This window comes from Gordonia sp. CPCC 205515, assembly GCF_048537925.1.
Taxonomy (GTDB): domain Bacteria; phylum Actinomycetota; class Actinomycetes; order Mycobacteriales; family Mycobacteriaceae; genus Gordonia.
Map to the genome: position 1 here is coordinate 1 of NZ_JBCLVJ010000012.1, position 20,874 is coordinate 20,874.

At 68.3% G+C, this 20,874-nt stretch carries 21 protein-coding genes; 15 read left to right on the plus strand and 6 right to left on the minus strand.

The window, feature by feature from the left end; genetic code table 11:
• The 5 genes from AAFP30_RS19360 to AAFP30_RS19380 form a co-directional block, all read left to right on the plus strand.
• Positions 1 to 1,760: LCP family protein (locus AAFP30_RS19360; protein ID WP_419231629.1), on the plus strand; the 1,760-nt coding region annotated here is incomplete at its 5' end.
• Positions 1,760 to 2,494 (plus strand): TIGR03089 family protein, encoded by a 735-nt coding sequence (locus AAFP30_RS19365; protein ID WP_419231630.1) that lies wholly within the window; start codon positions 1,760 to 1,762, stop codon positions 2,492 to 2,494. The genes AAFP30_RS19360 and AAFP30_RS19365, both read left to right, overlap by 1 nt.
• A 117-nt stretch (positions 2,495 to 2,611) precedes the next feature.
• Positions 2,612 to 3,319, plus strand: coding sequence for a YdcF family protein (locus AAFP30_RS19370; RefSeq protein WP_419231631.1), 708 nt, complete (start codon positions 2,612 to 2,614; stop codon positions 3,317 to 3,319).
• A 2-nt stretch (positions 3,320 to 3,321) separates the two neighbouring features.
• Positions 3,322 to 3,696 (plus strand): nitroreductase family deazaflavin-dependent oxidoreductase, encoded by a 375-nt coding sequence (locus tag AAFP30_RS19375; RefSeq protein WP_419231632.1) that lies wholly within the window; start codon positions 3,322 to 3,324, stop codon positions 3,694 to 3,696.
• Position 3,697: 1 nt separating this feature from the next.
• Positions 3,698 to 4,516: a dienelactone hydrolase family protein gene (locus AAFP30_RS19380; protein ID WP_419231633.1), complete on the plus strand. Its 819-nt coding sequence runs from the start codon at positions 3,698 to 3,700 to the stop codon at positions 4,514 to 4,516.
• A 27-nt stretch (positions 4,517 to 4,543) separates the two neighbouring features.
• On the opposite strand, the gene purE is transcribed toward AAFP30_RS19380, so the two are convergent.
• Positions 4,544 to 5,134 (minus strand): 5-(carboxyamino)imidazole ribonucleotide mutase, encoded by a 591-nt coding sequence (purE, locus tag AAFP30_RS19385; protein WP_419231634.1) that lies wholly within the window; start codon positions 5,132 to 5,134, stop codon positions 4,544 to 4,546.
• Complete coding sequence (locus AAFP30_RS19390; RefSeq protein WP_419231740.1) at positions 5,116 to 6,333, minus strand: 5-(carboxyamino)imidazole ribonucleotide synthase; 1,218 nt, start codon at positions 6,331 to 6,333, stop codon at positions 5,116 to 5,118. Before AAFP30_RS19390 ends, purE begins: the two co-directional genes overlap by 19 nt.
• A 198-nt stretch (positions 6,334 to 6,531) precedes the next feature.
• On the opposite strand from AAFP30_RS19390, the gene AAFP30_RS19395 reads away from it, so the two are divergent.
• A complete protein-coding gene (locus AAFP30_RS19395) occupies positions 6,532 to 7,092 on the plus strand; it encodes a GtrA family protein (RefSeq protein ID WP_419231635.1) in 561 nt (186 codons plus the stop codon).
• Here the strand turns inward: AAFP30_RS19395 and AAFP30_RS19400 are convergent.
• From AAFP30_RS19400 to AAFP30_RS19410, 3 genes are read right to left on the minus strand one after another with little or no spacing between them, the layout of a single operon-like run.
• On the minus strand, positions 7,064 to 8,383 hold the full coding sequence (locus tag AAFP30_RS19400) for a sensor histidine kinase (protein ID WP_419231636.1): 1,320 nt from the start codon (positions 8,381 to 8,383) through the stop codon (positions 7,064 to 7,066). The genes AAFP30_RS19395 and AAFP30_RS19400 overlap by 29 nt on opposite strands.
• A 21-nt stretch (positions 8,384 to 8,404) precedes the next feature.
• Positions 8,405 to 9,082: a response regulator transcription factor gene (locus AAFP30_RS19405; RefSeq protein ID WP_419231637.1), complete on the minus strand. Its 678-nt coding sequence runs from the start codon at positions 9,080 to 9,082 to the stop codon at positions 8,405 to 8,407.
• Positions 9,082 to 9,651, minus strand: a complete 570-nt coding sequence (locus AAFP30_RS19410; protein ID WP_419231638.1) for a PH domain-containing protein — start codon at positions 9,649 to 9,651, stop codon at positions 9,082 to 9,084. The genes AAFP30_RS19405 and AAFP30_RS19410 overlap by 1 nt, the downstream gene beginning before the upstream one ends.
• Positions 9,652 to 9,771: 120 nt before the next feature.
• Between AAFP30_RS19410 and AAFP30_RS19415 the strand changes: the two genes are divergently transcribed.
• On the plus strand, positions 9,772 to 10,350 hold the full coding sequence (locus AAFP30_RS19415; RefSeq protein WP_419231639.1) for a hypothetical protein: 579 nt from the start codon (positions 9,772 to 9,774) through the stop codon (positions 10,348 to 10,350).
• Between the two features lie 34 nt (positions 10,351 to 10,384).
• On the opposite strand, the gene AAFP30_RS19420 is transcribed toward AAFP30_RS19415, so the two are convergent.
• Positions 10,385 to 11,179, minus strand: a complete 795-nt coding sequence (locus tag AAFP30_RS19420; protein WP_419231640.1) for a biotin--[acetyl-CoA-carboxylase] ligase — start codon at positions 11,177 to 11,179, stop codon at positions 10,385 to 10,387.
• A 145-nt stretch (positions 11,180 to 11,324) separates the two neighbouring features.
• Here AAFP30_RS19420 and AAFP30_RS19425 point away from each other — a divergent pair, with 145 nt between their 5' ends.
• From AAFP30_RS19425 to AAFP30_RS19460, 8 genes are all read left to right on the plus strand, one after another.
• Positions 11,325 to 12,953, plus strand: a complete 1,629-nt coding sequence (locus AAFP30_RS19425; RefSeq protein ID WP_419231641.1) for an acyl-CoA carboxylase subunit beta — start codon at positions 11,325 to 11,327, stop codon at positions 12,951 to 12,953.
• Entirely contained in the window at positions 12,950 to 13,177 is a 228-nt protein-coding gene (locus AAFP30_RS19430) for an acyl-CoA carboxylase subunit epsilon (RefSeq protein ID WP_419231642.1), read from the plus strand. Before AAFP30_RS19425 ends, AAFP30_RS19430 begins: the two co-directional genes overlap by 4 nt.
• A 1-nt stretch (position 13,178) precedes the next feature.
• The gene (locus AAFP30_RS19435) at positions 13,179 to 13,847 is read left to right on the plus strand and encodes a Maf family protein (RefSeq protein ID WP_419231643.1); all 669 of its coding nucleotides are present in this window, start codon (positions 13,179 to 13,181) and stop codon (positions 13,845 to 13,847) included.
• A 53-nt stretch (positions 13,848 to 13,900) separates the two neighbouring features.
• Positions 13,901 to 15,250: a hypothetical protein gene (locus AAFP30_RS19440; RefSeq protein ID WP_419231644.1), complete on the plus strand. Its 1,350-nt coding sequence runs from the start codon at positions 13,901 to 13,903 to the stop codon at positions 15,248 to 15,250.
• Positions 15,251 to 15,357: 107 nt separating this feature from the next.
• Positions 15,358 to 16,401, plus strand: a complete 1,044-nt coding sequence (locus AAFP30_RS19445; RefSeq protein ID WP_419231645.1) for an alpha/beta hydrolase — start codon at positions 15,358 to 15,360, stop codon at positions 16,399 to 16,401.
• Positions 16,402 to 16,545: 144 nt separating this feature from the next.
• A complete protein-coding gene (locus AAFP30_RS19450) occupies positions 16,546 to 18,006 on the plus strand; it encodes a condensation domain-containing protein (protein ID WP_419231646.1) in 1,461 nt (486 codons plus the stop codon).
• Between the two features lie 11 nt (positions 18,007 to 18,017).
• Positions 18,018 to 19,466 carry a condensation domain-containing protein gene (locus AAFP30_RS19455; RefSeq protein WP_419231647.1) on the plus strand — a complete coding sequence of 483 codons (1,449 nt, stop codon included), beginning with the start codon at positions 18,018 to 18,020 and terminating at the stop codon, positions 19,464 to 19,466.
• Complete coding sequence (locus tag AAFP30_RS19460) at positions 19,463 to 20,812, plus strand: condensation protein (RefSeq protein WP_419231648.1); 1,350 nt, start codon at positions 19,463 to 19,465, stop codon at positions 20,810 to 20,812. Before AAFP30_RS19455 ends, AAFP30_RS19460 begins: the two co-directional genes overlap by 4 nt.
• Positions 20,813 to 20,874: the final 62 nt, after the last annotated feature.

Genomic DNA, 20,874 nt, shown 5'->3' on the forward strand with positions numbered 1-20,874 from the left:
GCGACGGGGCCCCCCGCCGGCGCCCGCCCGAACGCGGCGAGCCGGGCGCACGTCGCCGCACTCCCCCGCCGGAGAAGCCGCGCGAGGCCCAGCCGCAGCGGCGCACGTCCTCGGGCGAGATCCACACCCGCCGGACAGACAGGGCCCCCGACGCGCGCCGTCGTCGACCGTCCGAGGACCCGCGAGTCCGCGCCGCGCAGCCGCGGAATCCGCGCACCGGCGACGGCGACGGCCCGCCGCCCCGCAAGCCCCGACCTCGGCCCCGGCCGGAACAGCCGGTCGTCGAGGCGCCGCCGACCAAGAACCGCATCTCGTTGGGTTCGACCACCGCCCGACGCGGCCTCGGCCGGGGACTGGTGGCATTGCTGTCGGCCGCGGTCCTGCTGTGCACCGGCTACGCGTGGAGCAGCGTGAACGGTCTCAACTCCAGCATCACCCAGCTGGGCGGTCTCGGGCTCGGCGGCGGCGCGGCCGACGGTGCCACCGACATCCTGCTGGTCGGCATGGATTCACGTACCGACGCCAAGGGCAACCCCCTCTCGTCGCAGGAGCTGCAGTGGCTGCGGGCCGGTGACGACGTCACGACGAGCACCGACACCATCATCCTGATCCGCATCCCCAACGACGGATCGTCGGCGACCGCCATCTCCATCCCCCGCGACTCCTACGTCGACGTGCCCGGGATCGGTATGTCGAAGATCAATGCCGCCTACGGCGCGACCAAGGAGGGCACCCGCCGACGCGACGTCGAGGCAGGCAAACCCGAGGCCGACGCCGAACGCGAAGGCGTGCAAGCCGGCCGAAAAGCGTTGATCGACAGTGTGGCCAACCTGACCGGCGTGCAGGTCGATCACTACGCGGAGGTCGGGCTCCTCGGCTTCGCGCTGCTGACCAAGGCGGTCGGTGGAGTCGATGTGTGCCTGAAAGATGCTGTCAACGAACCCTTTTCGGGCGCACGCTTCCGGGCCGGCCGACAGACCCTGAACGGACCGCAGGCGCTCAGCTTCGTCCGGCAGCGGCACGGCCTGCCCCGCGGCGACCTCGACCGCATCACCCGCCAGCAGGTGTTCATGGCATCGCTGACCCAGAAGATGTTGTCGGCCAACATTCTTGCCGATCCCGGCAAACTTTCCGACCTGGAGAATGCGGTCTCCCGCTCGGTGGTCATCGACGACAACTGGGACGTGGTCAAGTTCGCGGAGCAACTGCGGAATCTCTCCGGCGGGCGGGTCAAATTCGCGACCGTCCCGGTGGTGACCGACCAGGGCTGGAGCGATGACGGCCAGCAGAGCGTGGTCAAGGTGGACCCGAAGCAGGTCCAGACCTTCACCGACGGCCTCCTCAACGGCAAGAAGAACTCCGGCGGCATCGAGCGCTCCGACTACACCGTGGACGTGGACAACGCCGGCACCATCGACGGACTGGCCTCGAATGTGTCGAACATCCTGACCAACAAGGGATTCCAAACCGGCAAGACGTCGAGCAACCCCGCCGACGACCTCGATTCGGTGATCTATGCACGCTCGGCCGACGACGCCGGAGCCCAGCAGCTCGCCAAGGACCTCGGCGGGATCGCCGTGCGGGCCGATGCGTCGTTGCCGGACAAGCGGTTGCGCGCGGTGCTGACCAACACCTACGAGGGTCCCGGATCGATCGTCGACACCGGCGCACAGGCCGATTCCACCCCGCAGGCCGAACAGGTCGCGGGCAACCGCGCGCCGATCACCGCCGGCACCGACGGACCCACGTGCGTGAACTGATGACCACGTCCGCCCCCGTCCCCGCATCGGTCACCACCGGGATCTTCGGCGCCGTCGCCGACTGGTCCCAGCCGATGGTCACCTATTACGACCACGACAGCGGTGAGCGCACCGAGCTGTCCGCCGCGACCCTGGGCAATTGGGCCGCGAAGTCGGCGAACTTCTTCGTCGACGAACTCGGTCTGGCCCCCGGCGACGAACTGCGCGTCGACCTGCCCGAACACTGGCAGACCATTGCGATCCTGCTCGGAGCATGGTGGGCGGGCGCCCACGTACGGCTCGACGACGACACCGATACAGCAGCGGTCGCGGCCGTAATCACCTCCGCCGACCGCATCGACGCCTACGGCGACGTCGACGAATTGCTGGTGGCCTCGCTCGACCCGTTCGCGATGGGGGTGCGGGATCTGCCGATCGGGGTCACCGATTTTGCCTCCGCGGTCCGGGTCCACGGCGATCAGTACGCGCTGCGGTCACCGGTCACCGGCCCGGTTCTCGACGGTCAGCCGGTCGGAGCGGTGCTCGCGGCGGCACGCACCGCCGCAGAGGCCGAGGGCATCGTCGCCGGTGCCCGGGCGCTCTCCGTGCGGTCGTGGCGTACCGGCGCGGACGTGCAGACCAACCTCCTGGCGCCGCTGATCGTCGGGGCGTCGCTGGTCACGGTGTCGCACGCGGACGCCACGCGACTCGACGCGTTGGCCGACACCGAACGCGCGACCGTCACCCTGCGCTAGTGGTGTGTCTCGAGCGGGTCATCCGTCCAACACGCCGAGAGAACAACACGCCGTCGCGCCGGCAAGGAAATCGCCGAACCCCGGCGAACCACCGACGAGAGCCCTACCGTGTGACTCATGCGCATCAGAGGGAAAGCTGCCGCGTGGGCGGGCGCAAGTGTCCTGAGTGTCGCAATTGCCATGGCTCCGCAGACGATGGCGCCGGCGGCCGCGTCTCCGGTGACCATGCTCAACGGGATCCTGTCCACGGTCGGGGGATGTCAGACCGCCATCCCGCAGGTCATCAAATGGTGTACCGACCAGGAGCAGCTCACCCCCGAGGTGCCGATGATGCTGACCCTCAATCCGGTGGGCACCCGCATCGTGGTCCTCGGCGCCGGGCTCAATCGTGACGGCTCGATGAAGCCGATGCTGGTGAGCCGCCTGCAGGCCGGCATCTCGCTCGCCCGCGCCTTTCCCACCGCCGGCATCATCACCACCGGCGGCCTGCCGCGTGGCGGACGCACCGAAGCGCAAGCCATGAAGTCGTGGCTGGTCGGCCATGGCATCCCGGCCAATCGTGTTGCCACCGAGAATCGTTCGCGGTCCACCATGGAAAACGCCCGGTACACTGCGCGCATGCTCGCGGCCGGCCGCGCCAGTGGCGCCGTGGTTGTCAGCAGTCCCGACCACGTCAAACGGGCCATGCTCAACTTCCGCCAGGCCGTCGGCGGCTCCATCCCGATGGCCGGTGTCATCTCCGGCTTCACCGACGGGGCCCCCGCGGCCGGCTCCGGGTCGGGGTCCGGATCCGGTTCGGGCAGCGGATCATTCGGATCGAGCTGACCATGCAACTACCTGCCGCCGTCGGCCGCTTCAACAAGGTCGTCACCAATCCCATTCAGCGCCTGTGGGCGCCGCGCCTGGCACCCTGGGCGATGGTCGAACACGTCGGCCGCACATCCGGCGCAACGTATTCGATCCCGGTGCTGGCCTGGGTCGAGGGCGATCGGCTGTCCATTGTGCTGGCCTATGGTCGCCACACCGATTGGGTGCGCAACGTGCTGGCTGCCGGCGAATTCGGGTTCGTCCGGAAGTCGAAGCACTACAAGGTAATTCGTCCGCGAATCATCCCGTCGGACTCCCCCGATGTGGCCCGCGGAGCCCGATTGGCGGCGCAACTGTTCGACTCGGTGCTCGTCGGCACGGTCATCGCGGACTGACATGGCCGACGATCCGCTGGACGACTTCACCGCCCGCGACGTCACCGTCGGATCGTCGACGCGACGCGTCTACCACCGAGGTACCGGACCGGCGGTGATCGTCATCGCCGAGATGCCCGGTATCTCACCGAAAGTGGCGGATTTCGCCCGCAAGGTCGCCGATCGCGGACTCACCGCGGTGCTGCCGTCGCTGTTCGGGGTCGACGGCCGCGATCCGACGCCGGAGAACCTGGGCATGCTGGGTGCGGGCCGAAACATGGTGGGCACCATCGCCCGGGCCTGCATCAGTCGCGAGTTCACCGTGCTGGCGACCGGCAAGACGTCGCCGATCGCCGATTGGTTGCGCGGCCTGGCGGCGATCGAACACGAGCGGTGCGGCGGCCCGGGTGTCGGCGCTGTCGGCATGTGCTTCACCGGAGGGTTCGCGCTGGCAATGGCCACCGACGACCGACTGCTCGCGCCGGTCCTGTCCCAACCCTCACTGCCGTTCGGGATCATTCCGTCCCGCAATCGCTCGATCGACCTGAGCGACGCCGACCTGGCGCGGGTCAAATCGCGGTGCGCCGCAGGCCTGCAGGTGCTCGGTCTGCGGTTCGACGGCGATCCGATGTCGCCGAAGGGGCGCTTCGAGTTCCTGCGTGAGCAACTCGGCGACGCGTTCATCGCCGTGCCGTTGCCCGATTCCGCAGCGAACCCGGATTCGTTTCTGCCCACCCCACATTCGGTGCTGACCGAGCACCTCATCGACGAACCTGGCCAGCCCACCTACCGCGCCCGGGAGCAGGTGCTCGATTTCCTCAGCGCGAAGCTCGCCGACTGACGATTGGCGCCTCCACGAGCGAAACTGCTACTCGCCCAACAGCTTCTTGCGCAGCGCCTCGTCCTTCTCCAGCACCATCGTCTCCAGCCCCCGCTGGAACTCGACCATCCGAGCACGCAACCGCTCATCGGCCGAGCCCAGGATGCGTACCGCGAGCAGTCCCGCGTTGCGGGCGCCGCCGATCGATACGGTGGCCACCGGTACCCCGGCCGGCATCTGCACGATCGAAAGCAGTGAGTCCAGTCCGTCGAGGGTGCGTAGCTGCACCGGCACCCCGATCACCGGGAGCGGCGTGGCCGAGGCGACCATGCCCGGCAGGTGGGCCGCACCACCAGCACCGGCGATGATCACCTCGATACCGCGATCGGCCGCACCGGCCGCATAGTCGAGCATCCGCTGCGGGGTGCGGTGGGCCGAGACGACACCCACCTCGAACCCGACGCCGAACTCGGCGAGCGCCTCGGCGGCGGCCTCCATCGTCGGCCAGTCCGAGTCGCTGCCCATGATCAATCCGACGCGCGGCCGGACATGCTCGGCGGGCGGGGAATCGGTCTCGGCGACAGCCTCGTTCGCGGTGTCGGTGCTCGCCGGCGCATCGGTCATGAGTGTGCATCCCATCCATCGGTCCATTCGGCATGCGACATCCAGTGCGCCGCGCGCTCCGCACGCTCACGCACCTCGGCAACCGAATCTTTGCTCGTGCCAACAATGTTCACGTGCCCGATCTTGCGGTCGGGACGCTCGCCCTTACCGTACAGATGCACCTTGGCATCGGGCATGCGGGCCATCAGATGGTGCAGCCGCTCGTCCATCGACATCGTCGGGGCCGTTTCGGCGCCAAGCACATTCGCCATCACCGTGATCGGCGCCCGCGGTGCGCTCGCACCGAGCGGATAGTCCAGGACTGCCCGCAGGTGCTGCTCGAACTGCGAGGTGACGGCCCCGTCCATGGTCCAGTGCCCACTGTTGTGCGGACGCATCGCCAACTCGTTGACCAGCAGCCCGCCGTCGGTGGTCTCGAACAGTTCCATCGCCATCACGCCGACGACGCCGAGCTCGTCGGCCAACCGCAGGGCCATCTGCTGCGCCTGCTCGGCGACGTCGTCGGAGAGCCCCGGCGCCGGGGCGAGCACCACCGCGCACTGTCCCTTGCGCTGGATGGTCTCCACCACCGGCCACGCACCACCCTGACCGAACGGCGACCGCGCGATCATCGCCGACAGTTCGCGACGCATCGGCACCATCAGCTCGGCGATCAATCCGACGTCGGCCCGCTGCTCGTCGAACACCGCCAGCGCGGCGTCGCGGTCGTCCAGCAGCCAGACCCCGCGTCCGTCGTAGCCGCCGCGGATCGCCTTGAGCACGATCGACCAGTCATGCCGATCGCCGAACTCGATGAGCGCCGCGCGGGCGGCGTCCCGGTCGCCGGTCAGATCGGCGAAGTCCGGTACCGGCAGACCCAGCTCCGCGAGCCGAGTGCGCATGGCGAGTTTGTCCTGGGCGAAGTGCAGCGCCTTCGACGGCGGCAACACCGCGACCCCCTCGGCCTCCAACGCCTGCAGATGAGCCAGCGGCACACCCTCGTGATCGAAGGTCAGGGCCACCGCGCCGGCCGCCGCGCGCCGCAGATCATCGAGCTCGTCATGCGACCCGAGCACGACGTCGGCGCTCACCTGGGCGGCCGGATCCGACGGACTCGCCGCGAGCACTCGCAGACATTGGCCGAGCGCGATCGACGCCTGATGGGTCATCCGTGCCAGCTGACCCCCGCCGATCATCGTCACGGTAGGCATTCCGGTCTCCGACCGGGCAGGCATTCCGGTCTCCGACCGGGCAGGCATTCCGGTCTCCGACCGGGAAGAAAATGCGACACCCGAACGGTCGGCACCGGGTGCGGGCGGGACGGGATCAGCGCTGCTGGAAGTCACGCGACACATCGTGGCACGACACGGACATCATTCGCATGACCGCCCGCTGAAGTTACTCACAGGTTTTGTTTCGTAGACTCGGACCTTGTGCCCTTCATCGACGAGCTGGTCGCTCGACTGCCCGCTCCGGTCCATCGACTCGTCCTCAAGCACAACGAACTGATCAAATTCGCGCTCGTCGGCGGCACCACGTTCATCTTCGACCTGGCCATCTTCTATCTGCTGACCTTCACGGTTCTCGAGGCCAAGCCGGTGGTCGCGAGGGTCATCTCCGGAACGCTGGCCACCATCCTCAGCTACATCCTCAACCGCGAGTGGGCGTTCAAGAACCGCGGCGGTCACGAGAAGGCTCACGAAGCACTGCTGTTCTTCGTGATCAGCGGCATCGGCGTGGTGCTGGCCGCCGCACCGCTGTGGGTCGCCAACAACCTGTTCGACATCCGTGCGAACGTCGACCGCGTCGAACTCGCCATCATCGACTTCGTCCTCGGCTTCATCATCGGCAACATCCTGCAGATGGGCTTCCGGTTCTGGGCGCTGCGCAAGTTCGCGTTCCCCGAGGAGAACCTGCGCGGCGGCGACGCCGGATCGACCGACCTGCATCCGACGATGGAGGAACTCAACGATGAGGAACTGGGTCACGCCTGACCGGTGAGGGCGCCGGCCGCACATCGGACGGGTGTGCCGAGGGCACGACGATGGAGAACACCGGGGGTCTGCGGGTCGTCAATTCGAGTCGACCGCCGTCGGCCTCGACCAGCGCACGGGCCAGCGACAACCCCACCCCGTTGCCACGGCCCGCGGAGAAGCCCCGCCGGAAGATCAGCCCCACCAGGTCGTCGTCGACCCCCGGGCCGCCGTCGGCCACGGTGATCCGCAGCATGTCCGCCGACGGCAGGTCGTCGACATCGATCCGGCACTCGCCCGCGCCGTGTTGCAGCGCGTTGTCGACGAGCACGCTCAAGGCCTCGCGCAGACGCCCGGGGCGCGCGCTGACCGCCGTGGTGTGTCCGCTGAAGGTCGCCTCGAGGTCGCGGTCGCGAGCTCCGAAGGCCGCCTGGAAATCGCCGACCAGTGTCCGCACCATGTCTTCGACGTCGATCCGGGTCGGCACACCCGGTTCGTTGCGGGACGCCGCAACCATCTCGTCGAGCTCCCGCGACAACCGCTCCACCTGCTCGAGGGCGGCCTCGGCCTCGGTCACGACCGCAGGATCGGCGTGCAGCGACAGTTCGTCGAGGCGCAGCTGGATCGCGGTGAGCCGGCTGCGCAGCTGATGCGAGACGTCGCCGACGATCTCCCCCTCACGTTCGAGCCGAAGCGCGATCTCGGCGTTCGCGTCGCCGAGCGCATCCGACACCCGATCGAGTTCACTGATGCCGTAGGTCTTCCATTCCGACCGGAAGTCCCCCTTGGCCATGGCGGCCGCCCGGTCGGCGAGATCGATCATCGGATCGGCCACGCGGCCCGCGGTGACGGCCGCGGCGATCGTGCCCGCCGCGATCGACCCGGCCACCACCAGGACGACGATGCCGACAGCGGCCAGCTGGTCGTCGCGGACCTGCGACATCGGGATCTCCAACACCAGCGACCCCGCGTTGCCCAGAGCGATGGAGTCGGTCATCGATTGTCCCACGATCGGGCTGCCGATCACGGTGACCGCCTGGTTGCCGTCGATGGTGGGATAGCGGACGGTGAGCCGACCGCCCTCGGGCAGCAACAGCCGGAAGGCCTCGAGATCCAGCGAGCCGGGCGCGACCCGCCCCTCGGTGCCCTCCTGCCGGATCAGTTGCGCAGAGATCAGCTTGAGTCGACTGTCGAGGTTCTGATGCGCGTTGTCGGCCACCCACCACCAGGCGATCACCGACAGCGGAACGCCCAGCAGCAGGCCGACCGCCAACAGCATGGCGATCATCGTGTTCAGAATCCGACGACGCATGGGCCGGTCGCTACGTACTGGTCACGGATCGAACCGGAAACCGACCCCGCGCACCGTGACGATGTGGCGTGGACGGTCGTACTGGTCGTCGCCGATCTTTCGGCGCAGCCACGAGATATGCATGTCCAGGGTCTTCGACGACCGCAGATCCGTCGACGATCCCCACACCTCGGTGAGGATCTCGTCGCGACTGACGACCTCACCGGCCCGTTCCATCAGGAAGCGCAAGAGGTCGAACTCGCGGTTGGCCAGCACCAGATCGGCGCCGTTCACCAAGACCCGCCGCCCACGAGTGTCGAGTTGGATGTCGCCACCGTCGAGCACCTCATCGGTGCTCTGCTGACGCCGCAGCAGCGCCCGCACCCGCGCCAACAGCTCGGCCAGTCGGAAGGGTTTGCCGACGTAGTCGTCGGCACCCGCATCGAGCCCCACCACGAAGTCCACCTCGTCGGTGCGGGCGGTCAGCATCAGGACGGCCAGCTGCGGCCGTTCCGCCCGAATCCGTCGGCACACCTCCAACCCGTCGATCGCGGGCAACCCCAGGTCGAGAATCAGCAACTCGAAACGCTGGTCGCGGGCCTGCTCGAGCGCACGGGCACCGTCGGTGACCACCTCACAGCCGTAACCCTCGCGGGTCAACGCCCGCGCCAGCGGTTCGGCGATCGCCGCATCGTCCTCGGCCAACAGCACATCGGTCATTACCGATACCCCTCCTCGTCACGACGGCTCGCGCGCGCCACGTCGGATTCGTCACGCGAGACCAAATCATCCTCCTGCAGGTCGAGCACCTCGTGATAGAGCAACGCGTGCACGCGCTCGACCTGCGGAATGTCATGGAAGGACAACGGGTCGTCGGAGGCCGACTCGATGACCAGCGTCCCGGTGCGCAGCATCCGGTCGATCAGCCCGTGCCGGAACTCGACGGTGTTGATCCGCCGGATGGGGATGTCGATCCCCGATCGGGTGAGGATCCCGTTGCGGAAGATGACGCGTCGGTCGGTGAGCACGAAATGCGTCGACGCCCACGACACCAGCGGGCGGACGAAGAACCAGATCAGCCCGGCGATCCACAGCACTCCGACGATGATGAGCAGCACCATCGTGGTGGTGGACCCGAACTGGGAGCCGGTGGTCATCCCGCCGAGTATCCCCGCGACGGCGGTGATCACCACGAACAACAGAAACGGCCCGATCAGGCATTTCCAGTGGGGGTGCCGGTGCAGCACGATCTCCTCGCCGGGCGCGAGGTTCTCCCGTGGATAGGACATGGGTGCCAGCTTAGGGCGTGGCACCGACGAGGTCGTTCGGCTCACCGATGTCGTCGGTGCGGATCGGTAGACTTCTCCGACAGAGACAAGGCCCGGGAGACATCAAGCGAGGAAGGCAGCATGAGCTACCCAGATCCACGAGACCCGCGCGATCCCCGGACCGCGCACTACGAGCCGGGTTATGACCCCAATGCGCAGGCCTACAGCCAGATGAACCCGTATCCCGGCGATCCCTACCAGCAGCAACCGCCGCCGACCCGATCACCGCAGCGCCACGGCCCCGACATCAACCCGACGATGTTCGTCGGCGGTGTGGTGATGACCGGCGTGGTGACGGGCCTGGCGGCCTGGCTGGTCGCGTGGGTGTTGCGCACCATCGTCGAGAAGATCAACGAGGCCGGGAAGTTCGGGGTGTGGAATCCGATGGCCCGCGACGAGATCTGGTTCGGGGTCGTGGGCTTCCTGTGCGCCCTGGCGGCGGCCGCCCTCTGGTATGTGCTCCAGCTGGTCACGCCGTCGCCCGACCAGTTCTACCGCTGGATCGTCGGGCTGCTGATCACCGCGGCGGTGCTCGTACCGCTGCTGCTGTCGGCGGAGTTCTCGGTCGGCATCGCGACCGCGATCGTCCACCTGGTGATCGGGTTACCGATCCTCACGCTGATTCCGGCCATGGGACACAAGAGCATTCGCCAACGCTGAGCCCCCGCCCCAACGCGTCCGGGAGCGTGCGCCCTCAGCCGTCGGCGCGCAGGTGCGTCACGTCGGCGGCCGCCACGATCACGTCCTGACCATTGGCGTCGACGACGATCCGGCCCGCCGAGTCGATCCCGGTGGCCGTGCCGACGACCTCCTTGTCGCCGGGCAGCACCACCCGCACCCGGCGACCGATGGTGTCGCTGCGCTCGCGGTAGGCCTCGGCGAGGCTGCCCAGTTCGGCAGGCCACCGGTCCAGCAGTTCGGCCAGCCGACGCAGATACGCCGCCGCGAGGTCGGTGACCGAGACGTCTTTGCCGGTGACGATCGCCAGCGAGGTGGCCGTCGGCACCGGCAACTGATCCTCGGTCATGGTTGTGTTGACGCCGACGCCGATCACCGCGATACCGCCGGTGGACGTGCGCGAGTACTCCGACAGGATGCCGGACACCTTCCGGTCGTCGATCAGGACGTCATTGGGCCACTTGAGGGTCGGTCGCACCGCGGTCACCGACTCCACCGCGTCGGCCACCGCCAGCCCCGCGATCAATGACAACCAGCCGAGGTCTTCGGTGTTGGTGCCCGCATCGACCGCCGCCGACATCGCGACCTGCGTGCCCGCCGGTGCCGCCCATACCCGCGTGTGCCGCCCGCGACCCGCAGTCTGGTCGGTGGTCAGTCGGACCGTACCCGCGACGTTCTCACCGGCCGACCGCTCGATCAGATCGGCGTTGGTCGAGCCGGTCGACTCGACGACCTCGATCGTGTGCCACCGGGTGCCGGACAGTTGGGTGCGCAGTGCCTCGTCGTTGAGATTCGTGCCGTCGGTGCTCATGACCGTTGACGCTACTGCGCGGCACCCGCGCGCGGTCTGAGAACGCCACCGGCGAGTCCACCGACCGATCGCTCGGAAACATGAGGTGCATCTCACATTGATCCGGTTGACGTGGCTCACAGTCGGGTCGTTAGCATCGAAGACCATGACGACAGCTTCGCGCGACGACGACGCCGCTCCCGACATCCACACCACTGCGGGCAAGCTCGCCGATCTGCGCAATCGCCTGGACGAGGCGAGGCACCCGATGGGTGAGGCGGTCGTCGAGAAGACCCACTCGCGGGGCAAGCTCACCGCCCGGGAGCGGATCACTCACCTCTTGGATGAGGGTTCCTTCGTCGAACTCGACGCCCTCGCCCGGCACCGCAGCACCAACTTCGGCCTGGCCGAGCGTCGTCCCGTCGGCGACGGCGTGGTCACCGGATACGGCACCATCGACGGCCGCGAGGTCTGCATCTTCAGCCAGGACCCCACCGTGTTCGGCGGTAGCCTCGGCGAGGTCTACGGCGAGAAGATCGTCAAGGTCATGGACCTGGCCGTCAAGACCGGACGCCCGCTGATCGGCATCAACGACGGCGCCGGCGCCCGCATCCAGGAGGGCGTCGTCTCCCTCGGCCTCTACGGCGAGATCTTCTACCGCAACGTTCGGGCGTCCGGCGTGATCCCGCAGATCTCGCTCATCATGGGTGCCGCGGCCGGCGGGCACGTCTACTCCCCCGCCCTCACCGACTTCGTCGTCATGGTCGATCAGACCAGCCAGATGTTCATCACCGGACCCGACGTCATCAAGACCGTCACCGGTGAAGAGGTCACGATGGAGGAGCTCGGCGGCGCCCATACCCACATGGCGAAGTCGGGCACCGCGCACTACGTGGCCAGCGACGAGGAAGACGCCCTCGACTACGTCAAGGACCTGCTGAGCTATCTGCCGTCGAACAACCGCGCCGAGGCCCCGCGCCTGCCGGTCGCCCAGCCGGCCGCGGGCTCCATCGAGGAGACCCTCACCGACGAGGACCTCGAACTCGACACGCTGATCCCGGATTCGCCGAATCAGCCCTACGACATGCACGAGGTCATCCGGCGCATCCTCGACGACGACGAGTTCCTCGAGGTGCAGGCCGATTACGCGACCAACGTGCTCGTCGGATTCGGTCGGGTGGACGGCCGCAGCGTCGGCATCGTCGCCAACCAGCCGACCCAGTTCGCCGGCTGCCTCGACATCAACGCCTCGGAGAAGGCCGCGCGGTTCGTGCGCACCTGCGACGCGTTCAACATCCCGATCGTCACGCTGGTCGACGTCCCCGGCTTCCTGCCCGGCACCGACCAGGAATACAACGGCATCATCCGCCGCGGCGCCAAGCTCCTCTACGCCTACGGCGAGGCCACCGTCGGCAAGATCACCGTCATCACCCGCAAGGCGTACGGCGGCGCGTACGACGTCATGGGCTCCAAGCACATGGGCGCCGACGTCAACCTGGCGTGGCCGACCGCCCAGATCGCGGTCATGGGTGCCTCCGGCGCCGTCGGGTTCGTCTACCGCGGCCAACTCAAGGACGCCGAGGCCAAGGGCGAGGACGTCGACGCGCTGCGCCTGCAGTTGCAGCAGGAGTACGAGGACACCCTGGTGAATCCGTACGTTGCGGCCGAACGCGGTTACGTCGACGCGGTCATCCCGCCCAGCCACACCCGCGGCCAGATCGCCACTGCGCTCAAACTGCTCGAGCGCAAGATGGTCACCACGCCGCCCAAGAAGCATGGGAACATCCCCCTGTGAGCGACGCACCTGACATCACCACCGAGGCGCCGCTGCTGCGCATCGTCAACGGAAAACCGACCGACGAAGAGGTCGCCGTGCTCGTCACGCTGATCGCGGCGGCGTCGGGGTCCGGCGACGGCGACCCGGCTTCCGCGGAACCGCGCAACGAGTGGGGCCGGCCGGAGGATCTGTTCCGCTCGCAGTGGGGCGGGCCGGGCAGCTTCCCCAACCGGCACTTCTGACTTGAGCCGGCGGTTCGTCCTCGCCTCGGCCTCCCCGGCGCGGTATCGGGTGCTGCGCGCGGCCGGTATCGACCCGGTCGTGCACGTCTCCGATGTCGACGAAGACGCGGTGACCGCTGCGCTACCATCCGGCACGCCACCGGCCGAGGTGGTGCGCGCACTGGCCGAGGCCAAGGCGCGTGCCGTGGTCGCAGCCCGCTGCAACGACATGGCCGCGTCCCGCGAGGATGACTCCGATTCCGTTGTGGTGGCCTGTGATTCGATGCTGTTGCTGGACGGCCGACTCCTCGGCAAGCCACACACCGCAGAGGTCGCTGCGGCACAGTGGCGGCAGATGCGAGGTGGTCACGCCGACCTGCTGACCGGCCATCACGTGATCCGCCGCGAGCCCGGCTCCGATCCCCGCGAGTCGAGCGGAACCTCCTCCACCACCGTATATTTCACTGACGCGTCGGATGCGATGATCGAGGCGTATGTGGCGACGGGTGAGCCGCTCGAGGTGGCCGGGGCATTCACCCTCGACGGCTACGGCGGGTGGCTGATCGAACGCATCGACGGCGATCCGTCGGCGGTGATCGGCATCGGCCTGCCGTTGGTGGCCACATTGCTCGGTCGGGTCGGGCTCGCCGTCGCCGACTTCTGGTCACCGGGAACCGATACAGCGAAATAACTCACAACGGCGAGCGGTGGCCGGACCGGCCGCCCGTCACTACGCTGTGCCGCGTGACCCCAGCAGTACAGCGCACGACCTACGACGACGACCTGTTCATCCGCATGGACCGGGCCGTCGGCCTGCCGGTGGTCAGTCAGGGCATCTGGCGCCTGCGGTCGCCGTTGACCGCCGAGGAGCTGACGCACCTCGCGACACAGCTGGACCAGACCCCGGCGAGCCGGCGGCTACACGCCGCGCGCCTGCCACTCGCCCGCAGCTACTGGACCGCACCCGAGACACCCTTCGGCCGCGTCCATCTCGACGCCGAGATCGCCGACGACGAGATCATGTCGTGGATCGACGCGGCCGCCGACGTCACCTTCGATCTGACCGACGGTCCGGTCTGGGAATTGCGGGCCGCGCCGCTCGCCTCGGGCGGCGGCATCGTGTCGCGCTGCACCTCACACGCCGTCGGCGATGGGTGGATGGGACGCAACGCCATGCTCACCGCCCTGGGCGCCGGCACCCTGCCCGACTATCACCCGACGCGCCCCTCCCTCCTCGACGATCTGCGGGACGCGACCGGCCAGGCGATCACGATCGGCCGCAACCTCGTCGGACTTGCCGGACACGCATGGTCCGCACGGGCCGGGCAGACCGAGGTCACCGGTGCGCAACCGCCGGTCATCACGTCACAGACGGCACCCGCCCGGACCGATCCGCCACCGCCCGACGCCGACGCCCACCTCCCGTTCGCCGTGGCCGCCATCCCGGCCGCACAGTGGCGGGCGACCGCAACCGCGGCAGGCGGCTCGAGCAACGCACTGTTCATCGCCGTCGTGGTGGGACTGACCGTGGCCGCGGGCCGGGCGTCGTGGGACGACCGGGTGCGCGTGTCGGTGCCGATGTCCGTGCGCGACGAAGGCGATACCCGCGCCAATTCCACCACCGGGGTCAGCGTCGACGTGCCCGCAGAGTTGAGCAAGTCCCGCGATCTCGGCCCGATCCGCGAACTGGCCCGCGCGGCCTATCAGGGCGCCGACACCGAGCCGAGTCTGCTGGTGCGCCTGCAACCGCTGATGCAGGCCCTGCCGGACGCGGCGGTCGCGGCGCTGAGCCGCAACGCCGCCACCCCGCTGGCACTGGCCTCCAACAACGGTGTCCTCGACCCGGTCTACGCCGGACTGGGCGATCCGGACCGCGCCGACTCGTTTGCCGGCCGCGCGGTCACACCGGGCGCCGACCCGACCCGTCGGTCCGCGTTACGCGGCGCCCTCTCCGTCTGGCTCAACGAATGCGGAGACGCGGTCACTCTCTCGGTGTCCGGACTCGATCCGTATGCCTTCCCCAGCGTCGACGCACTTCGGTCAATCGTCCAAAACGAATGTCTACGTTGGGGTTTGACCGCCACACAATGGTGAGATAGATCACTTTCATTTCCCATCGCGCAGCACGATCACTAGGTTGTTTGCAACGGCAACGAAATGTGCTTAGGTAACCCTTACTTCACGTCGACCAAAGGAGTGCGATGACCGCCCTGCGCGACCAACTCACCCGCGCTCAGGGTCGGCAGCGCCACCCGATCGGCCGCCGCGGCCTGATCCTCGTGGCGACCGTCCTGAGTGCCCTCGCGGGCGTGGCGACCGCCGTTCCGGCCGCACACGCAGCCCCCTCCCGCCCGATCATCGAGCGTGTCGAGCAGGAGGGCCCAACGCAATTCGCCGCCTACGTCTACTCCGCGGCGATGCGCAAGACCATCAAGGTCCAGGTGCTGACGCCACGGCGTCCGAGCGGACCACGTCCGACGCTCTACATGCTCAGCGGCCTCGGTGAGCAGGATCCGAAGAACAGCATCTGGCTCATCAAGTCCGACGCCGCGCGGTTCTTCGCCGACAAGAACGTCAACGTCGCCCTGCCGCTGGCAGGCAACGGCAGTTTCTACACCGACTGGCAGCGCGACGACCCGAAACTCGGTCGCTACCGGTGGGAGACGTTCCTCACCAAGGAACTGCCGCCGCTGATCGACGCCCGGTTCGCCGGCAACGGCCGACGCGCGATCGCCGGACTGTCCATGGGCGCCGGGTCCGCATTGATGCTCGCCGCGCGCAATCCCCGCTTCTACCGCACCGTCGCCGCCTACAGCGGGTGCTACACCACCACGGGGCCGGCCGGCGAGGCCTACCCGCGCGGCATCGTCTCCACGTTCGGCGGCAATCCAGACAACATGTGGGGCCCACCCGGTTCGCCGGGCTGGGCGGCGCACGACGTCGTCGCGCGTTCCGGCGGCCTGCGTGGAACCGACATCTACGTCTCCACCGGCACCGGCCTGTCCGGCGCCTACGACGCCCCGGGCTATCCGGGCAACACCGACCCGATGAACCGGCAGGCCGTCGGCGGTGCCATCGAGTTCGGATCGCAAGTGTGTACCCGAAACCTCCAGCAACGGCTTGCCGCGCAGGGCATTCCCGCGGAGTTCCGGTATGTGAGTCCGGGCACACATTCGTGGCCGTACTGGGTCGACCAACTGCACCAGAGCTGGCCGTTCATCAACCGTTCACTGTCCCGAGCGTGACCTGGACAACTGGATCGATTGTCCTACTTGAATATTCGACTCTCTCATCCTGCGGGCACCATCGGTTCGCGGTAGCGTCCGCAGTGGAGATCCCTATCCAGTGAACCCGTCGGGGGACATTCCGGTTCCGAGCAAGGAGATTTCGTGGAATACACCGAACTGGCCGATTACCCGCTGCCCGCGGGAACCATGACGGCATGGGAGCCGACCGCCGCCGCCGATGCGTGGGCCCAGGACTCCCGCCGCCTGTCCTACATGCACGTCGAACACGCACGCCGCGCCGCGACCGAGGGCGACGACTGGTACAGCCAGTGGATCGGCACCGCGTTCCTCGTCGAGCGTCCACTCGACGCCGACGCGATGCGCACCACCCTGGGCCGCTGGTATGACCGCCACGAGGCGTTCCGCACCTCGGTCCGGATCGCCGACGACGACCTGCAGCGGGTGACCCTGCCCGTCGAGGCGGTCACGGTGACCGACCGCTCGCTGGGCGAATCGCTCAGCAGCACACGGGTATTCGAGATCATGAACGAGTACTTCAATACCACGGTGAATCCGCTCCGGTGGCCCCACTGTGTCGCGGTGACCGTCGAGCTGACCGATCGCGACGACGCGTTCCTGCTGGTGTTCGCCGCCGATCACACCGTGATGGACGCCTATACCCAGGTGTTCGCCATCAAGGAACTGACCGCGCTGTATCAGTCGGCGCTCGACGGAACCCCCGACGGGCTGGCCGATTTCGGCAGCTACGTCGACTTCTCCGATGCCGAGCGCACGGCCGGCGAGGCGATCGGCACCGATGACCGCGCGGTCGAGGGGTGGAGTCGGTTCTTCGCCGCAGCCGATCCGGTTGGTACGCAACCGAATCCGATGCCACGCTTCCCGCGTCTACCCGACGCGGCCACCATGAGCGACCCGTCGATCACCGCCGAACGGGTGCCGGATCACGGGTTTCAGGCAACTCTGTCGTCGTGGTTGCTCGATGCCGACGAGACCGCCGCATTCCACGCCCTGTGCAAGGACGCGGGCGCCAACATGCAAGCCGGTATCTACACCGCGCTGGCCATCACCGCCCGGCGGCTGACCGGCTCGAGCGACCTGCGCTTCCTCAATCCGATCCACACGCGCACCGAGGTGCGGTGGGGCGAGGCCGCAGGCTGGTTCGTCGGCATCATCCCGGTGCATCTGCGACTCGGTGAGGCCACGACCTTCCGTGAGGGCCTGTCCGCCGTGGCCGGCACCGCCAACGACTACAAGCACGTCGGCGCGGCCCCGTTCGCGCCGATCGCCGACCTCCTCGGCGGCGACACGACGCCGCCCGGACTGGTGGTGTCCTACATCGATCTCCGCCACGCCGAGGGCGCGGACCTGTGGGATGCCCGGGCCGCCCGGGTGCTGCGGAGTTCGACGCGGATGGCCGACGAGGTCTACTTCTGGATCAACCGGGTGCCCGACGGCACCAACATCTCGTCGCGATTCCCCACCGGGGCCACGGCCGACGAGGTCCACACCTTCATCTCGACGTTCCATCAGATCCTGCGGACGGTCATCGCCGACGGCGACCTGACGATCGACACCTCGACGGTCGCCGCGCAGCACGCGTGACGGATCACGCCATGTCCCGCATTCCCACACTTCGTCATCCCGCGGTCGGCGGGCCGGTGCTGCACTGGGTGCTGACCGACCCGGAAAAGGTCTCCGCTGCAACGGTTCCCACCCCGGACGGGGCGAGTTTCCTGCAACTCGACCACCTTGCGGGCGTCGCGGCCAAGCGCGCGGCCGGGGAGCCGCATACCGGTACCGCGGCCAGCATCACGGTGTTCGACGAACCGCTGGACCGCGATGCCATGGCGGCGGCCCTGACCGACTTCGTGCGCCGCCACGACGAACTGCGCGCCGTCTACGCGGCGACGCCGACCGGTGTGGTGCGCAGTGTCGCCCCCGCCGACGCGATCACCCTGGTGACCGTCGACGACGGAATCGAGCTCGACGGCGAGGATCTGGTGCGGCACATCGTCGATCGCATCGAAGCGCAGGCGCTACCCGACCGAATGCCGGGCGTGGTGTTCGGCGCCGCCGACGGCGGCGACCGGTTCACGTTCTATCTGGGCATGGACCATGCACATTCGGACGGGTTCTCCCAGATCGCCGCGCTCCACGAGATCGCCGGCCGCTACCGGGCACATCGGGCGGGATCGCCGCCCGCACCCGCGTCGGCGGCGAGCTTCACCGATCACATCAGTGCCGAAAAGGTGCTCGCCGCGGAGCTGCGTCCCGATGATCCGCGGGTCGAGGACTGGCGGACCATCCTGGCCACCACCGGCGGCGTCGTGCCCGGATTCCCACTGCCCCTGGGGCTGGACGATGCACGTACCCCGATGCCCGCGCACATCCTGGTCCGCGATCTACTCGACGTTGACCGACTCGCCGGATGCGACGCCCGGTCCCGCCCGGAGGTGACGTTCACCGGCGTCATCTATGCCGCGCTTGCTGCCGCGCTCCACGAATTGACCGGTGCGGACCGCTATTTCACGGCCACCGTGCTGTCGACCCGGACCGCGGAGACCCTCGACACCCAGGGCTGGCTCTGCAACTTCGCGCCCGTCGCCTTCCCGATCGATCCCGCCGCTCCCTTCTCGGCGTTGGTGGCCGAGGCCAGTGCCGCCGTGCGCCGGGCCCGCGATCTCGGCACGGTTCCGGTGCATGCGGTGCTCGGCACGCTGGCCGCCGAAGGCGCCTATCAACCGACGGCCGATTCGCCACAGATGGTGTCCTACATCGACTTCCGGCGCACGCCGGGGCTCGACGACCCGACCGTGACCCAGGCGACGATGTTCACCGGCATCGGCCGCACGCGCAACGCGAACATGTGGTTCAGTCGGTTCCCCGATCGGCTGGAGGTCGGTGCGCAGCTGCCCGACAACGACGTGGCGCGGCAGACGTTGACCACCTACCTGGATGTGGTGTCGCGCCTGCTGAGCGCCTACGCTGCGGGTGAGGACCCCCTCGTGACGACACCGTTGCGCCGTGGCGTCGACACCGAACTGACAGGCCTTTCCCGATGAAGTTGTGCAGCGTCGACGACATCACGCTCCCCTCCGGTGAGCTGATCCGCTGGACGCTGCGTGCGACCGGACCGGGCCGGCCCTCGGATGCGACACCGTCGGAGAACGAGACGTTTCACCTCGATTCGGTGCGTCGGACCGGGCGGTCGGGGTGGCTCGCGATCGCCGTCGAGATCCCGGGGTGGGTGCAGGTCACCGAGATCACCCGCGGCATCCGGGCGGTGCTCGATCGCCACGAGATCCTGCGCACCCATTTCGTCACCGACGCGGCCGAGAACCACCAGCGCATGCTGCTCGGTCCCGACGCAGTCGCCGTCGAGGCACAGCCCGGCGTCTCCACGCTGGCACCCACCGACCAGGTCTTCGCCGAAATCGCCTCGGGCTGCTCCCCTTTCGAACCGCTTGGACACCATTTCGCCGCCATTCGCACACCGTCGTCGACGACGCTGGTGTGTGCCTTCGACCATGTCTACGTCGACGCCTACTCGCTGGGCATCATCGCGTCGAACATCTTCGACGGCCTCGGCGGCCGACCCATCGCGGCCGCCGACAGCTTCCTCGATCTGCGGCGTACCGAACAAACCGCCCCGCCCATTGGGCCGGACGACCCGCGCCTGGCCGCGTGGGGCCGGTTCTTCACCGAAAATGACTGGCAGGTACCGGAATTCCCCCTCGATCTGGGCGTTGCGCCCGGCGAGACGGCTCCGGCGCGCACCGACGTGCGCACGCTGCTGACCGCGGCGCAGGGCCGGGCATTCGAGCGCGCGGTGCACACCCTCGACGCCCGCACCTTCCCCGCGCTGCTGACCGGCCTCGCTGCCGCCGTGCATGACTGCGGTGGTCCACTCGAGCTGCCGGTGGTCATCCCGGTTCATCTGCGGCGCAGCCACTCCAGCAGGCGATCGGTCGGCTGGATCGTCGGCAACGCCCCGATGACCGCGACGAGCGACGGCTCGGCGGGCTCGGCGATGCGGACCACCACCCGCCGGTTGGGTGCGGCGCTACCCCTGGCCGAGATCGGCGTGACCCCGGTCTATACGACCTACGCCGCCCAGCTGAAGACCACCCGGCACGACGTCTTCATGGCGTCCTACATCGACTACCGCCAGCTGAAGCTGCCGCGTGTACGGGTGCACCACATCTCCAGCGGCCGACAGTCCGACACCGCCCAGTGGTGGTTCTGGCGCGACGACGACGGCATCCACCTACGCGCCCGATTCCCCGACACGCAGATCGCCGCGGACACCATGTCCCGCGTGCTCGATGCGCTGAATGATTTCCTCATCGACATCCCGACCACCGGCGGTGCGGCACGCCGGACACCGCTACACCCCATCAGTCGGTAGTCTCATCACGACAGCACAGGCCGATCGGTCGCCATCTCGGCCGCCAGATCGCGAACTCTTTT

What these genes read in the sequence shown, in the direction of transcription:
- AAFP30_RS19365 (WP_419231630.1), top strand. Translation starts at nt 1,760, where the DNA reads ATGACCACGTCCGCCCCCGTCCCCGCATCGGTCACCACCGGGATCTTC.
- AAFP30_RS19370 (WP_419231631.1), top strand. Translation starts at nt 2,612, where the DNA reads ATGCGCATCAGAGGGAAAGCTGCCGCGTGGGCGGGCGCAAGTGTCCTG.
- AAFP30_RS19375 (WP_419231632.1), top strand. Translation starts at nt 3,322, where the DNA reads ATGCAACTACCTGCCGCCGTCGGCCGCTTCAACAAGGTCGTCACCAAT.
- AAFP30_RS19380 (WP_419231633.1), top strand. Translation starts at nt 3,698, where the DNA reads ATGGCCGACGATCCGCTGGACGACTTCACCGCCCGCGACGTCACCGTC.
- purE (WP_419231634.1), bottom strand. Translation starts at nt 5,134, where the DNA reads ATGGGATGCACACTCATGACCGATGCGCCGGCGAGCACCGACACCGCG.
- AAFP30_RS19390 (WP_419231740.1), bottom strand. Translation starts at nt 6,333, where the DNA reads ATGCCTGCCCGGTCGGAGACCGGAATGCCTACCGTGACGATGATCGGC.
- AAFP30_RS19400 (WP_419231636.1), bottom strand. Translation starts at nt 8,383, where the DNA reads ATGCGTCGTCGGATTCTGAACACGATGATCGCCATGCTGTTGGCGGTC.
- AAFP30_RS19405 (WP_419231637.1), bottom strand. Translation starts at nt 9,082, where the DNA reads ATGACCGATGTGCTGTTGGCCGAGGACGATGCGGCGATCGCCGAACCG.
- AAFP30_RS19410 (WP_419231638.1), bottom strand. Translation starts at nt 9,651, where the DNA reads ATGTCCTATCCACGGGAGAACCTCGCGCCCGGCGAGGAGATCGTGCTG.
- AAFP30_RS19415 (WP_419231639.1), top strand. Translation starts at nt 9,772, where the DNA reads ATGAGCTACCCAGATCCACGAGACCCGCGCGATCCCCGGACCGCGCAC.
- AAFP30_RS19420 (WP_419231640.1), bottom strand. Translation starts at nt 11,179, where the DNA reads ATGAGCACCGACGGCACGAATCTCAACGACGAGGCACTGCGCACCCAA.
- AAFP30_RS19425 (WP_419231641.1), top strand. Translation starts at nt 11,325, where the DNA reads ATGACGACAGCTTCGCGCGACGACGACGCCGCTCCCGACATCCACACC.
- AAFP30_RS19445 (WP_419231645.1), top strand. Translation starts at nt 15,358, where the DNA reads ATGACCGCCCTGCGCGACCAACTCACCCGCGCTCAGGGTCGGCAGCGC.
- AAFP30_RS19455 (WP_419231647.1), top strand. Translation starts at nt 18,018, where the DNA reads ATGTCCCGCATTCCCACACTTCGTCATCCCGCGGTCGGCGGGCCGGTG.
- AAFP30_RS19460 (WP_419231648.1), top strand. Translation starts at nt 19,463, where the DNA reads ATGAAGTTGTGCAGCGTCGACGACATCACGCTCCCCTCCGGTGAGCTG.